The following is a 13,300-nucleotide window of genomic DNA, read 5'->3' on the forward strand; positions in this document are numbered from 1 at the left end:
CGGATCTCTATTAGACGAGGCATCCCGCTACCAACCATTTTATCGTGCTTTCGACCAAAGGAGGTATCGTTTTTCCGTGAAATCGTTGCGCCGAGCCCGTTCGGCGCCGACATCTAGAATCCGCCCTCTTCCTCCGCGACCAGAATTTCGCGCTTGCCGGCGTGATTTGCCTGCCCGACGATGCCCTCGAGTTCCATCCGCTCCATCAACGACGCGGCGCGGTTATAGCCGATTTGCAGGCGGCGTTGAATGTAGGAAGTCGAGGCTTTGCGGTCCCGCTTGACGATCGCAACCGCCTGCGAGAACAGGTCGCCGCCGCCATCGCCGCCCATGCCGGTGGAATCGAATACTGCGCCGTCTTCATCAGTCGGCTCTTCCGCCGTGACCGCCTCCAGATATTCCGGCTGGCCCTGCGTCTTGAGATGACGCACGACCTTCTCGACCTCCTCGTCGGAAACGAACGGCCCGTGCACGCGGCTGATGCGTCCGCCGCCGGCCATATAGAGCATGTCGCCCTGGCCGAGCAGTTGCTCGGCGCCCATTTCGCCGAGGATGGTGCGGCTGTCGATTTTCGAGGTGACCTGAAACGAGATGCGGGTCGGGAAGTTCGCCTTGATGGTGCCGGTGATGACGTCGACCGACGGACGCTGGGTGGCGAGGATCACGTGCAGGCCGGCGGCGCGCGCCATCTGTGCCAGACGCTGCACCGCGCCTTCGATGTCCTTGCCGGCCACCATCATCAGGTCGGCCATTTCGTCGACGATGATGACGATATAGGGCAGCGGATCGAGGTCGAGCTTTTCTTCCTCGTAGATCGCCTTGCCGGTTTCCTTGTCGAAGCCGGTATGCACCGTGCGCGTCAGCTCTTCGCCCTTGCCCTTGGCTTCGACGAGGCGCTGGTTGTAGCCGTCGATGTTGCGCACACCGAGCTTGGCCATTTTCTTGTAGCGCTCTTCCATCTCGCGCACGGCCCATTTCAGCGCGACCACCGCCTTCTTCGGATCGGTCACGACCGGCGTGAGGAGATGCGGGATGCCGTCATAGACGGAGAGTTCGAGCATTTTTGGATCGACCATGATCAGGCGGCACTGATCCGGCCGCAAGCGGTAGACCAGGCTCAGGATCATGGTGTTGATCGCGACCGATTTGCCGGAGCCGGTGGTGCCGGCGATCAGCATATGGGGCGTGCGCGCCAGATCGATGATGATGGACTCGCCGCCGATGTTCTTGCCGAGGCAGAGCGGCAGCTTCGCGTGCGACTCGTCCTTTGCGGTCAGCAATTCGCGCAGGTAAACCTTTTCGCGATGCGCATTCGGCAGTTCGATGCCAATGGCGTTGCGGCCGGCGACCACGGCGACGCGGGCCGAGAGCGCGCTCATCGAGCGGGCGATATCGTCGGCAAGGCCGATCACGCGCGAGGATTTGATGCCGGGCGCGGGTTCGAGTTCGTAGAGCGTCACGACCGGGCCGGGATTGGCCTTGACGATCTCGCCGCGGACGCCGAAATCGCCGAGCACGCCTTCCAGCGCACGCGAATTGGCCTCCAGTTCGGCCTTGCTGAGGGGCTGCCGGTCCGACGCCTTGGGCGCCGTGAGCACCGAGACCGAAGGCAGCTCGAATTTCTCCGATTTGCGCGCCGCGGCGCGCGGCGCGGCCTTCTTGCGCGGGGCGCGGGCGGCCGGGACTTCCTCGTCCTCGTCTTCCTCTTCTTCCTCGTCCTCCAATTCTTCGTCCCGCGGGACCAGTGCCGGCGCAGCACGGCCGCGGAGGCTCGGTTCCTGACGTTCGAACGAGGCCGTGCGAGGCGGCGGCGAACTCGACACCAGCGATCGATAGGCCGCGCTCATCAGCCAGGCGAGCCGCGCCTTCGCGCTCATCAGCGCGTGATACACCCATCCGAGCGAAACCGAACTGCGATCGCCTTCTTCCTCGAAGGGCGTGTCATCGTCCTCGATCGGTGTCAGCTCTTCATCTCTTGGGCGCGAGCCCCAGCCGCTGGCAAACAGGAAGGCCGTGCACATCGCCGCGAACAGGATGATGCCGAGCACGAGACGATAGGTGAAGCCGGCCGGACCGAATACCACGGCCGGCGCCCGCACCAGCGCGTCGCCGACGACGCCGCCAAGGCCGGTTGGCAGCGCCCACGCTCCGCCATGCGGCCAGCAGCTTGCAAAGCCTGCCGCGAGCACCGCGCAGAGAATCCAGCATCCAAGGCGCAGCGCTTCGCGATCGAAGGTGCGATGGGTCAGCATGCGCCAGCCCCACACCGCGACGGGGAGGATCAGCATGATCGCGCCGAGGCCGAGAATCTGCATCAGCAGATCGGCGCCGATCGCGCCGGGGTAGCCGAGAACGTTGCGGATCGGACGCGACGTGGCGTGGCTCAGGCTCGGATCCTGCACCGACCACGTCATCAACGCCGCCGCCGCCACGCCGGACAGCGCGATCAGGCTGAGGCCGGCAAGCTCGCGCAGGCGCCGTGCGAGGGCGTCGCGGATTGAGACCGGCAGATGGCCGACCAGGGGAATGACACGTTCGATCGCTGGCATGCTCATGGGGCCCTGCGACTAATCCAGAATTTCGACCAGCCGGTGCAGCGCCTCGGCCGTTGATTCACTGTCGGAGACCAGCGCGAGACGGATGTAGCCTGCGCCGGGATTGAAACCGTCGTTCTGCGGCCGCGACAGATAACTTCCCGGGATCACGCGGACGCCCGCGTCCCGATAGAGTTTGATAGCCGTCGCCTCGTCGCCGCCGCGCCCGGAGACGTCGAGCCAGGCGCAGAAACCGCCGGCGGGCCGCACATAGCCGTATCGGCTGCCGAGAATCTGGTCGGCGAGATCGAACTTGATACGGTAGAGCCGGCGATTTTCTTCGACGTGCTTTTCGTCGCTATAGGCGGCGACCGCGACATGCTGCAGCGGCACCGGCACCTGAGGTGCGGCGACATTGCGCAATTCGTGAAAGGCCGAGAGAAACTTTCGGTCGCCGGCGGCAAAGCCGACGCGCATGCCGGGCAGGTTCGAGCGCTTCGACAGCGACTGGAACGCAACGACGTTGGTGAAGTCGGGCCCGGCGCATTCCAGCGCGCTGCCCGGCGCCTGCCTGGTGTAGATTTCCGAATAGCACTCGTCGCTCAGGATCATGAAGCCGTGGCGGTCGGCGAGTTTCTTCAAGCGGATGAAGTAGTCGCGCGAGGCGACGGCGCCTTGCGGATTGGCGGGCGAGGCGATGAACATCGCAACGGTTCTGGCCAGCGTCACCTCGTCGAGCGCATCGAGATCCGGCAAAAATCCGTTGGCGAGCGTGGCCGGCAGGTAGACCAGTTCGCAACCGGCGGCGCGGGCGCCTGCGCCATAGGCCGGATAAAACGGGTTGGGCATCAGGATCGCGGGCCTGCCCTTGCGTGGGCCGACATAGCGGGCGGCGGTGATCGCCGCGAAAAAAAGCCCCTCGCGGCTGCCGTTCAGCACCAGGATTTCGCTTTCGGGATCGACCGGCCGCGGCAGGTCGAACCGGGTGGTCAGCCAGTTTGCTGCGGCGCGCCGGAACGGCTCGATCCCCTTGGCAAGGGGATAGCGGCCGAAATCAGCGATGTGTTTCGCCAGGACCGGCCCGACAAAATCCGGTACCGGATGCTGCGGCTCGCCTAATGACAGTGTAATCAATGGCTTGGCAGGTTGGTACGGTGCCAGCAGTTCGGTCGTCCGGATAAACGGCGAGCGCTCGGCCTGACCGGCAGGTACGCTGCCGGCGCCCTGCGCCACGCCGGAAGAGGCAGTCATTGCCATGTCTGAAACGCCAGCACTTTCAAAAGCGGTCGAGGGCCCAAACCGATGACCGGAAACACATCAAACCACCATAGATACGGCGAGGTTAAGACGCGATTAACCATCGGTGCTAGCGTGGATTTTGCTGGATTGTCGGGACGTCGCCGAGGCCACCATGCCCAAAGTTGCCAAGAATGGCAGAGTCACAGTTCCGAAGCTGCTCCGCGGCGACTGAACGACCGCCGCGGTGATGATGCGCTGGCACTACCGCTGCGGCAGCCGCTCGAAGGCCGGCATGCCCTCGGGCACGTGGTGGAACGCCTGCTTGTCGAGCGTGTGGATCGCCATCTGCGGATTGAAGAGAGCGGGATTGTCGAAGGTTCCGACCTTGAGCACCACGGCAGGCAATCCGGGCACCTTGGTCACCAAATGGGTCCCGCATTCCGGGCAGAATTCACGCGTCACGGCGCGCTCGAGGTCGCTGCGGGTGAACTGCTTCGGCTGGCTTGCGGTGTATTTGAAGCCGCTGACCGGCATCGCCACGAACATGTTCGGCGCGCCGCCGGAGATATACTGGCATTCGCGGCAGTGGCACTGCGCCGCCATCATCGGCTCGCCCTCGGCCTCGTAACGCACCTTGCCGCAATAGCATCCGCCTTCGACTCTCATGACGTCCTCCCGTTTTTTTGCCTGGCTTCTTCGCCCAGCTTTTGCCGTTCAATCGTAGCGGGCCAATACGGCAATCTTTCTCAACGGGCAGCAAAAAGAAAGGGGCTCCAACTTGCGCTGGAGCCCCTCAACGGTCAGGGCATTGCCGGGTATGTGCCCGAACCGGAGTTGTGGGGATGACCTTTGGAGATCATCCCCCGGGAGAACTTACATGTTGTAGGCGCGCTCGGTGTGCTCGGTGACGTCGAGGCCTTCACGCTCGGTTTCGACGTTGACGCGCAGGCCGACGATCACGTCGACCACCTTGTAGAGGATCGCCGAGCCGACGCCCGACCAAACCAGCGTGGTGCTGACGCCCCAGAGCTGGGAGATCATCTGCGCCGCGAAGTCGTAGTCGGCGACCTTCGGCGGAACGGCGGTGTAGTCGATGATGCCCGCACCACCGAGGGCCGGATTCACCAGGATGCCGGTGCCGAGCGCGCCGACGATGCCGCCGATGCAGTGAACGCCGAACACGTCGAGCGAGTCGTCATAGCCGAGCGAGTTCTTCACCACGGTGCAGAAGAACAGGCAGACGACGCCGACCACGAGGCCGAGCACGATCGCGCCCATCGGACCGGCATAGCCGGCAGCGGGCGTGACCGCCACGAGGCCTGCCACCGCGCCGGACAACGCGCCGAGCACGGAGGGATGACCCTTGACGATCCATTCCGCGAACATCCAGGCCAGCGCCGCCGCTGCGGTTGCAACGAAGGAGTTGGTCATGGCGAGCGCGGCGCCGCCGGAGGCTTCCAGGTTCGATCCGGCGTTGAAGCCGAACCAGCCGACCCAGAGCAGCGAGGCGCCGATCATGGTCATGGTCAGCGAGTGCGGAGCCATCAGCTCCTTGCCGTAGCCGACGCGCTTGCCGATCAGGAGCGCACCGACGAGACCGGCGATGCCGGCGTTGATGTGCACCACGGTGCCGCCGGCGAAGTCGATCGCACCCTTCTTGAAGATCCAGCCGGCGTCGGCGTTGATCTCGTCGAGCTTGGCCTGCGCCGCGGTCTTCGCCGCACCGTCAGCAGCCGCGGCGAGCGCCTTGGCGGCATCCTGGATCATGTCCGGACCGGGCCAGTACCAGACCATGTGCGCGATCGGGAAGTAGATCAGCGTCACCCAGAGCGGGATGAACAGCGCGATCGCCGCGAACTTCATGCGCTCGGCAAAGGCGCCGACGATCAGCGCGGGCGTGATCGCCGCGAAGGTCATCTGGAAGCAGACATAGACCAGTTCCGAGATGTTGGCGTCCACCGAGAAGGTAGCTGCCTTCGAATCGGTGGTGATGCCCATCATGAAGGCTTTCGAGAAGCCGCCGATGAAGTCGGAACCGCCGGTGAAGGCGAGGCTGTAGCCGTAGAGCGCCCAGAGCACGGTGACGATGCAGACGGTGTAGAAGACCTGCATCAGCACCGAGAGCATGTTCTTGGAACGGACGAGACCGCCATAGAACAGCGCCAGGCCCGGGATGGTCATCAACAGCACCAGCACTGTCGACGTCAGCATCCAGGCGTTGTCGCCCTTGTTGACGGTTGGTTCGGCGTAGGCAGCGGTCGCGGCGAACAGGCCGACTGCGAGGGCCGCCAGTCCCGCGCTATAGGGACGTTTAAACGTCATTTGGTTTTACTCCTGAGTGGGAAGGTTTGAGCGCGAAATCAGAGGGCCGCGGCATCCGCCTCACCCGTGCGGATGCGCACCGCATGGTCGAGGTTGATGACGAAGATCTTGCCGTCGCCGATCTGGCCAGTCTTGGCAGCTGAGGTGATGGCGTCGATGGTCTTGTCGACCTGATCCGAGGCCACAGCGACCTCGATCTTGATCTTGGGCAGGAAGCTCACAGCATATTCGGCGCCGCGATAGATTTCCGTGTGGCCCTTCTGGCGGCCATAACCTTTGACTTCCGTCACCGTGAGACCGTGAACGCCAATGGCGGTCAGGGCGTCACGGACTTCTTCGAGTTTGAATGGCTTGATGATCGCCATAACAATTTTCATGGGTCCTATCCCCGCTTGGGCCCGGTTCAGACCGACCGGGCGTTCTCGACTGAGGTTCACCACGCGGAGATGTTCACTACGCGGGCACAGCCAGGACCCTTAGAATCAAATGCCGTGCCAGATCGGGACCATTCACTAAGAGATTATGAATCCGGCCCTTTTCGCCCTTTGCGGGAATTGCACTTTCCTGCGCCATTCGGTCGCGCCCAAAGTGTAGTCAGGCCTGCACAAATTGTGAGCAGGCCCTTGCCGGCGTCACAATCCTGCTCAGCGGCCGGGCAGGAAACGGTAATTGGGTGGGTGGCCTATTGCAGCGCCTCGCCGTGCTGCGAGATGTCGAGGCCCTCCAGCTCCTGCTGCAGCGACACCCGCAGCGGCGCGAACACACCCACCAGCTTGAGCAGCACAAAGGTGATGCCGCCGGACCACACCAGGGTGGCGGCGATCCCATAGAGCTGGATCAGGACCTGTTGCGCATTGCCCTCGATCAGGCCTGCGGTGCCGCCGATCGCGTTCACCGCAAACACGCCGGCGAGCAATGTGCCGGTCAATCCGCCAATGCCGTGGACGCCGAACACGTCGAGCGAGTCGTCATATTTGAAGCGCTGCTTGAGCCAGGTGCAGGCCCAGAAACAGAGCGTTCCCGCGACGATGCCGATGATGACGCCATGCCACGGCGCCACGAATCCAGAGGCTGGCGTGATGGTGCCAAGACCCGCGACAGCGCCCGAAATCATGCCGAGTACCGATGGCTTGCGCCGTGTCGCCCATTCGATCGCGGCCCAGGTCAGCGCGCCGGCGCAGGCGGCCAGATGTGTCGCGGTGATCGCCATGACCGCGCGCGAATTCGCAGCCAGCGCCGATCCGCCGTTGAAGCCGAACCAGCCGACCCACAACAAACCGGTGCCGATCACGGCGAGCGACAGGTCGAACGGCGCGAGGTTCTCGCTGCCATAGCCCTGACGCCGGCCCATCACCGTCGCGGCAACCAGTCCGCCGATGCCGGCGGAAAGATGCACGACGAGGCCGCCGGCGAAATCCAGCACGCCCATGGTGCCGAGGAAACCGCCGCCCCACACCCAGTGTGCGAGCGGCACATAAACGAAGGTGAACCAGCCGATTGAAAACAGCAGATAGGCCGAGAACCGCATCCGGTCCGCCACGGCGCCCGCCACCAGCGCTACCGTGATGATCGCAAACGTCATCTGATACAGCATGAAAAGCGCTTCCGGAATCGTCTTCGCCGCCGGGTTGACGCTCTCCATCGTCATTCCGATCAGGAACCAGCGATCGAGCGTGCCGATCCAGGGACCATCGCCGACGAAGGCCAGCGAATAGCCGAACGCCACCCAGAGAATCGAGATGACCGCGACGGCAGAGAGGCTCTGCGCCATTGTCGCCAGCACGTTCTTCTTGCGCACCATGCCGGAATAGAACAGCGCCAGGCCCGGTATCGTCATCATCAAGACCAGCGCGGTGGCGACGATCATCCACGCGGTGTCGGCGGCGTTGATGGTGGACGTCTCGGCCAGGGCCGGCGTCGCGAGCGAGCTCGCCGCAAGAGTGATGAGCGCAGCATTACCCGCTGCACGATACGATGGTGCCCCCATGGAATTCCCCCGGCTGTTGTCGTTTCTTGGCTGGCGCGTTTCAGCGTCGTTGCCGCCGCGCTTTGGATTCAGTGATGTCTCAGAGCGCGTCGCTGTCCGTCTCGCCGGTGCGGATTCTCAGGGCGTGGTCGATCGGTGTGACGAAGATCTTGCCGTCGCCGATCTGCCCGGTACGCGCGTTCGCGGTAATGACCTCGACCGCCTTCTCGGCAACGTCGGAGGCGACCGCGATTTCGATCCGGAGCTTGGGCAGGAAGTTCACGACATATTCGGCGCCGCGATAGATTTCAGTATGACCCTTCTGGCGGCCGTAGCCCTTGACCTCGGTCACCGTCATGCCGTGGACGCCGATGGCCGTCAGCGCCTGGCGCACCTCGTCAAGCTTGAAGGGTTTGATGATCGCGACGACGAGTTTCATGGTCAGGCCTTTATTTCCCTGGATATTTCTTGAGCACTCGGCAGGATGACCGCCCGGCGGCTCGCTGCCGACGCAAATCTGGCATCTTTCTGGGCAAATGGCACAAAAAAGTTGCAGGTAGCAGGGGAAAACATTTCGAGCTGGTGACTTCGATCACTGTACAGGCGGCGGGATCGTCCGCCAAAATGCGGTTTCACCGCCAGCTATTCGGCTGGCTTCCCCCTCTCCACGGCTCAAGGGACAAAAATGTCGAACCGATCGTGGTTTTATGCATCCAGCGGCCAGCAACAGGGCCCCTATCCGGAGGCGCAGCTTCGCGACCTCATGACCCGGGGCATGGTTGGGGCGGACACGTTGGTCTGGACCGAGGGGATGTCGGGCTGGCAGCGGGCCGGAGACATTCCCGGCCTGGTCCCCGGCGGATCAGCCCCGCCCTCTATCGCGCACCCCGGCGGCCCGCCCGCGGTTGCGGCCGGCGGTTATGCCGGCGGAGCGCTGTCGGCCGACCTGCCGATTTGGCCCTTCCTTGGGCGAAGCCTGCTGTTCGTGATCGGCATGCTGTTGGTGATTCCGGCGCCCTGGACCGCGACCAGCTTCTATCGCTGGATGGCTTCCCGGCTTTACGTGCCGGGCCGGCCAAACATCGGTTTCACCGGCCAGCCCCTCGACATCTGGTACGTCTTCATCGCGATCGGCGCCCTGACCTATCTGGGCGCGGCCGACCTCTATTATCTGCAATACCTCTCCATTCCCATTCAGGCCGTGCTGTCCTGGATGGTGATTCGGTGGATCGCTGCAAATCTCAGCTCCAACGGCCAGCAGCTTCCGATCTCCTTCGACGGCAGCGCGCTCGGGTACGTCGGCTGGCAGGTCCTGATGTATCTTTCGTTCCTCACGATTATCGGCTGGGCCTGGGTGATGACGGCCTGGATGCGCTGGATCTGCCGCAACATCAGCGGCACCCATCGTGAAGTCATCTTCCTCGCTTCGGGACTGGAAGTGCTGTGGCGAACCATCGTGTTCGGGATCGGCTGCGTCTTCATCATCCCGATCCCGTGGGTGCTGCGCTGGTACGCAAGCTGGTACGTGTCGCAATTCGCGCTGGCCGACCGCACGGTCTGACCGGAGCGCCCGCGCTCACTTGCGTTGGCGCACCGAGCCTTCCTGGGCCACCGACGCCACCAGCGTGCCGTCGGGCTTGAAGATCAGGCCGCGGGTCAACCCGCGGCCGTCTTGCGCGCTCGGCGAGTCCTGCGCATAGAGCAGCCATTCGTCGGCGCGGAACGGCCGGTGAAACCACATCGCGTGATCGAGGCTCGCCGGCATCATGCGCTTGTCGAACAGGGTGCGGCCGTAGCGCGCCATCACCGCATCGAGCAGCGAGAAATCCGACGCATAGGCCAGCGCGCACAAATGCAGCGCGGGATCGTCGGGTAGCTTGGCCGCGGTGCGAATCCAGACATGGATGCGCCCGTCGTCGATCTTCTGGCCGAAATAGCGGCCGAGCTCGACCGGGCGCAATTCGATCGGCCGGTCAGATTCGTAATACCGGCGGATGAATTCCGGCATCTCCTTGAACATCGGCTGCTTCGAGACTTCTTCCGCCGTGAGTTTTTCCGGCGGCGGGACATCCGGCATCTTTTCCTGGTGATTGAACGCACCTTCCTCTTCTGCATGGAACGACACCATGATCGAGAAGATCGCGTTGCCATGCTGGATCGCGGTGACGCGACGGGTCGAATAGCTCTTGCCGTCGCGCAGGCGTTCGACCTGGTAGATGATCGGGATCTGCGGATCGCCGGGCAGGATGAAATAGCAATGGATTGAATGCGGCAGGCGGCCCTCGACGGTGCGGCAGGCTGCAACCATGGCCTGCCCGATCACCTGGCCGCCGAACACCCGCTGCCAGCTCGTCTTCGGGCTGTTGCCCCGGAACAGGTTCACCTCAAGCTGTTCGAGATCGAGAATGGAAATCAGATCAATCAGGCCTTTGGACATGATGGTGCTTTCGATTGAACATTTGCGTCATTCCGGGGCACGCGTGAGCGTGAACCAGGAATCTCGAGATTCTCAGGGGCGCAAGGGGCGCCCCCTAGTTCGATGCTTCGCATCGCCCCGGAATGACGTCAGAATCCTTGTTTCTCGCCCCTGTTTCGCCCAGCTATTATCAGGTAGCAAGCGTAGTCTGACGAAGTAACCGGGTAAGGGATCGCATGGCGGCACAGCGAAGCATTGTCATCTGCGGTGGCGCCTTTGCCGGGCTGGCGCTGGCGCTGGCGCTCCGTCAGGGCCTTGGCGCTGATATTCCCGTCATCGTGGCCGATCCGGCCCTGGCGGTGCGGCCGAGCCGCGATCCGCGGTCGACCGCCATTGTGGCCGCGTGCCGGCGGTTGTTCGAGGCGCTCGGCGTTTGGGACCAGGTATCGGACTCCCAGCCGATACTCGACATGGTCGTCACCGATTCCAAACTGGAGGATGCCACCCGTCCGGTGTTCCTGACCTTTGCAGGAGAAGTCGAACCTGGCGAACCCTTCGCCCACATGGTCGAAAATCGCCGGCTGATCGATGCGCTGGTCGCGCGTGCCGAGGCTGAAGGCATCGATCTCCGGGCCACAGCGGTTTCGACCTACGATTCTCGTCCCGATGGCGTCACCGTGACGCTTGCCGACGGCAATGTCATCGAGGCAAGCCTGCTGGTCGCCGCGGACGGCGCGCGCTCAAAACTGCGCGAGCGCGCCGGCATCGCCACCCATGGCTGGGATTACGATCAATCCGGCATCGTCGTCACCGTCGGCCATGAGCGGGATCATCACGGCCGCGCCGAAGAGCATTTTCTCCCGGCTGGTCCTTTCGCGATCCTGCCGCTGACCGGAAAGCGCTCGTCGCTGGTGTGGACCGAGAATCGCGCCGAGGCCGCACGCATCACCGCGCTTGGCGAAGCCGAATTCCACGATGAGCTGGAGAAGCGCTTCGGGCTGCACCTCGGCGAGATCAAGGCACTCGACAAGCCGCGCGCGTTTCCGCTCGGCTATTTCGTCGCGCGCTCATTCATTGCCGAGCGGCTGGCGCTGGTCGGCGACGCCGCGCACGTGATTCATCCGATCGCCGGGCAGGGGCTCAACATGGGCCTGAAGGACGTCGCGGCGCTCGCCGAAGTCGTGGTCGATGCGGCCCGGCTCGGCATCGATCCCGGGCAGGCCGACGTGCTCGACCGCTACCAGCGCTGGCGGCGCTTCGACACCATGGCGATGGGGCTTGCCACCAATTCGCTGAACTTCCTGTTCTCGAACGAATCGACGCTGCTGCGTACCGTGCGCGATATCGGGCTTGGCCTCGTCGATCGCGCGCCGCCGCTGAAGAACCTGTTCATCCGCCAGGCCGCGGGTTTGTCAGGCGAAGTGCCGCGGCTGCTGAAGGGCGAGGCGCTGTAGGCCCGCGCTCGTCATTGCCTGCGACAAACGCGAAGCGTTTGCGCAAGGGAGCGAAGCGACGAAGCAATCCATGCTTCCGCAAGCGGCGCAATGGATTGCTTCGCTTCGCTCGCAATGACGGGGAGAGGCCGGTGGGGCTTCGTCACTCGATCTTCCGCGCCTCTTCCGGCAGCATGATCGGGATGCCGTCGCGGATCGGGTAGGCGAGCTTGGCCGAGCGCGAGATCAGTTCCTGCCTCGTCGAATCGAATTCGAGCGGACCCTTGGTCACCGGACAGACCAGGATTTCCAGCAGCTTCGGATCGACGGTGCCGTCGAGGCGTTCGGGCGTGGCATTCATTTATTGTCTCCGGATTGGCATGGTCGTTACCATACAGGATCGCGAGGTGTCATGACGCCGACATCCGCACCAGTTCGTCGACCACGGCCTGTTGTCGCGCCTTCGGCAACGGCTGATCCGATAGCGCAAAGCCGAGAAACGCCCAATAGAGAATTTGGGCACGGGCGCGGGCAATTTCCGCCGATAGTCCGGACTGCACCAGAAGGCCCTCCACATAGCTCAACCGGCGCCGATCGATCGCCTGTACGGCGGCGCGGGCAGCGGGATCGACGCTTGCCCAGGTGCGGACCGCCCGTTCCAGCATCAGCCGCTCGCCGAACACGCGGCGCAGCAGCAGCGCGAGCGGGTTCTCGTCCTTTGAGGCCGCCTCGACATTGGCGATAATCTGCTCGGCCGCAACCTCGTGCCAGCGCGCAAGGATCGCGGCATGAAACGCGGCGATATCGGCGAAATGCCAGTAGAAACTGCCGCGCGACACGCCCATCGCCTTGGCCAAAGGTTCCGCCTTCAGCGCGGTGAAGCCGCGGCTCGCCAGTGCCTTAAGGCCCTGGTCGACCCAGTTCTTTGCCGAGAGTTGATCGCTCATGTCCGTTCCATGCAAAGTCCCACCATACACTACTGTATTGACAGGCGCCAGAATGCGGCGCATAACCATACAGTAGCGTATGGAGACATCGGATGCGCGATCTCATTTTGCAATGCGCTGGCGTCGCCGGAATAGCGGTGGCCCTCATTCACGGCGTGCTGGGGGAAACCAAGGTGTTTGCCAGGGCGACCATTCAGCCGGCGAGCCTGCGGACCTTGATCCGCCTGGTCTGGCAGGCCGGCACTGTGGCCTGGATCGGCGGCGGCGTGCTGCTGATTGCCGCGCCCTCGTTTGGATCGGAGAGCGCGCGGCACTGGATCGTCGTGACGATCGTCGCGGTCTACGCCTTTGCCGCCGCCGCCAATGCCTGGTGGTCGCGCGGCCGCGGCTTCGGCTGGAAAGCGCTCGGCGCCGTCGTCGTGCTCGCCGTGGCGGGATACTGA

General features: G+C 63.8%; 13 protein-coding genes. 3 read left to right on the top strand and 10 right to left on the bottom strand.

Annotated elements, in window-relative coordinates; genetic code table 11:
- Positions 1–113 precede the first annotated feature (113 nt).
- The 7 genes from JQ624_RS02670 to JQ624_RS02700 all read right to left on the bottom strand — a co-directional run bounded on the left by JQ624_RS02670 (position 114) and on the right by JQ624_RS02700 (position 8,500).
- The gene (locus JQ624_RS02670) at positions 114–2,555 is read right to left on the bottom strand and encodes a DNA translocase FtsK (RefSeq protein ID WP_212417263.1); all 2,442 of its coding nucleotides are present in this window, start codon (positions 2,553–2,555) and stop codon (positions 114–116) included.
- 12 nt (positions 2,556–2,567) lie between these two features.
- Entirely contained in the window at positions 2,568–3,791 is a 1,224-nt protein-coding gene (locus JQ624_RS02675) for an aminotransferase class I/II-fold pyridoxal phosphate-dependent enzyme (RefSeq protein ID WP_212417264.1), read from the bottom strand.
- A gap of 243 nt (positions 3,792–4,034) precedes the next feature.
- Positions 4,035–4,439, bottom strand: coding sequence for a GFA family protein (locus JQ624_RS02680; RefSeq protein ID WP_212417265.1), 405 nt, complete (start codon positions 4,437–4,439; stop codon positions 4,035–4,037).
- Positions 4,440–4,646: 207 nt separating this feature from the next.
- On the bottom strand, positions 4,647–6,095 hold the full coding sequence (locus JQ624_RS02685) for an ammonium transporter (RefSeq protein ID WP_212417266.1): 1,449 nt from the start codon (positions 6,093–6,095) through the stop codon (positions 4,647–4,649).
- Positions 6,096–6,133: 38 nt separating this feature from the next.
- Positions 6,134–6,472, bottom strand: a complete 339-nt coding sequence (locus JQ624_RS02690) for a P-II family nitrogen regulator (RefSeq protein ID WP_008142813.1) — start codon at positions 6,470–6,472, stop codon at positions 6,134–6,136.
- Positions 6,473–6,777: 305 nt separating this feature from the next.
- Positions 6,778–8,082, bottom strand: a complete 1,305-nt coding sequence (locus tag JQ624_RS02695; RefSeq protein WP_212417267.1) for an ammonium transporter — start codon at positions 8,080–8,082, stop codon at positions 6,778–6,780.
- A 79-nt stretch (positions 8,083–8,161) separates the two neighbouring features.
- The gene (locus JQ624_RS02700) at positions 8,162–8,500 is read right to left on the bottom strand and encodes a P-II family nitrogen regulator (RefSeq protein ID WP_108520132.1); all 339 of its coding nucleotides are present in this window, start codon (positions 8,498–8,500) and stop codon (positions 8,162–8,164) included.
- 246 nt (positions 8,501–8,746) lie between these two features.
- Between JQ624_RS02700 and JQ624_RS02705 the strand changes: the two genes are divergently transcribed.
- Positions 8,747–9,622: a DUF4339 domain-containing protein gene (locus JQ624_RS02705; protein WP_212417268.1), complete on the top strand. Its 876-nt coding sequence runs from the start codon at positions 8,747–8,749 to the stop codon at positions 9,620–9,622.
- A gap of 15 nt (positions 9,623–9,637) precedes the next feature.
- On the opposite strand, the gene tesB is transcribed toward JQ624_RS02705, so the two are convergent.
- Entirely contained in the window at positions 9,638–10,498 is an 861-nt protein-coding gene (gene tesB, locus JQ624_RS02710) for an acyl-CoA thioesterase II (RefSeq protein WP_108520136.1), read from the bottom strand.
- A 215-nt stretch (positions 10,499–10,713) separates the two neighbouring features.
- Between tesB and JQ624_RS02715 the strand changes: the two genes are divergently transcribed.
- Positions 10,714–11,931, top strand: coding sequence for a ubiquinone biosynthesis hydroxylase (locus JQ624_RS02715; protein ID WP_212417269.1), 1,218 nt, complete (start codon positions 10,714–10,716; stop codon positions 11,929–11,931).
- Positions 11,932–12,073: 142 nt separating this feature from the next.
- On the opposite strand, the gene JQ624_RS02720 is transcribed toward JQ624_RS02715, so the two are convergent.
- Positions 12,074–12,271 carry a Trm112 family protein gene (locus JQ624_RS02720; RefSeq protein WP_212417270.1) on the bottom strand — a complete coding sequence of 66 codons (198 nt, stop codon included), beginning with the start codon at positions 12,269–12,271 and terminating at the stop codon, positions 12,074–12,076.
- 49 nt (positions 12,272–12,320) lie between these two features.
- The gene (locus JQ624_RS02725; protein ID WP_212417271.1) at positions 12,321–12,857 is read right to left on the bottom strand and encodes a TetR/AcrR family transcriptional regulator; all 537 of its coding nucleotides are present in this window, start codon (positions 12,855–12,857) and stop codon (positions 12,321–12,323) included.
- Positions 12,858–12,949: 92 nt separating this feature from the next.
- Between JQ624_RS02725 and JQ624_RS02730 the strand changes: the two genes are divergently transcribed.
- Entirely contained in the window at positions 12,950–13,300 is a 351-nt protein-coding gene (locus tag JQ624_RS02730) for a hypothetical protein (protein ID WP_212417272.1), read from the top strand.

Source organism: Bradyrhizobium sp. AUGA SZCCT0283 (genome assembly GCF_018130385.1).
In the GTDB taxonomy this organism is placed as follows: domain Bacteria; phylum Pseudomonadota; class Alphaproteobacteria; order Rhizobiales; family Xanthobacteraceae; genus Bradyrhizobium.

Excerpts from the sequence above, each read along its gene's own strand:
- JQ624_RS02670 (WP_212417263.1), bottom strand. The coding sequence starts at position 2,555 with ATGAGCATGCCAGCGATCGAACGTGTCATTCCCCTGGTCGGCCATCTG.
- JQ624_RS02675 (WP_212417264.1), bottom strand. The coding sequence starts at position 3,791 with ATGGCAATGACTGCCTCTTCCGGCGTGGCGCAGGGCGCCGGCAGCGTA.
- JQ624_RS02680 (WP_212417265.1), bottom strand. The coding sequence starts at position 4,439 with ATGAGAGTCGAAGGCGGATGCTATTGCGGCAAGGTGCGTTACGAGGCC.
- JQ624_RS02685 (WP_212417266.1), bottom strand. The coding sequence starts at position 6,095 with ATGACGTTTAAACGTCCCTATAGCGCGGGACTGGCGGCCCTCGCAGTC.
- JQ624_RS02690 (WP_008142813.1), bottom strand. The coding sequence starts at position 6,472 with ATGAAAATTGTTATGGCGATCATCAAGCCATTCAAACTCGAAGAAGTC.
- JQ624_RS02695 (WP_212417267.1), bottom strand. The coding sequence starts at position 8,082 with ATGGGGGCACCATCGTATCGTGCAGCGGGTAATGCTGCGCTCATCACT.
- JQ624_RS02700 (WP_108520132.1), bottom strand. The coding sequence starts at position 8,500 with ATGAAACTCGTCGTCGCGATCATCAAACCCTTCAAGCTTGACGAGGTG.
- JQ624_RS02705 (WP_212417268.1), top strand. The coding sequence starts at position 8,747 with ATGTCGAACCGATCGTGGTTTTATGCATCCAGCGGCCAGCAACAGGGC.
- tesB (WP_108520136.1), bottom strand. The coding sequence starts at position 10,498 with ATGTCCAAAGGCCTGATTGATCTGATTTCCATTCTCGATCTCGAACAG.
- JQ624_RS02715 (WP_212417269.1), top strand. The coding sequence starts at position 10,714 with ATGGCGGCACAGCGAAGCATTGTCATCTGCGGTGGCGCCTTTGCCGGG.
- JQ624_RS02720 (WP_212417270.1), bottom strand. The coding sequence starts at position 12,271 with ATGAATGCCACGCCCGAACGCCTCGACGGCACCGTCGATCCGAAGCTG.
- JQ624_RS02725 (WP_212417271.1), bottom strand. The coding sequence starts at position 12,857 with ATGAGCGATCAACTCTCGGCAAAGAACTGGGTCGACCAGGGCCTTAAG.
- JQ624_RS02730 (WP_212417272.1), top strand. The coding sequence starts at position 12,950 with ATGCGCGATCTCATTTTGCAATGCGCTGGCGTCGCCGGAATAGCGGTG.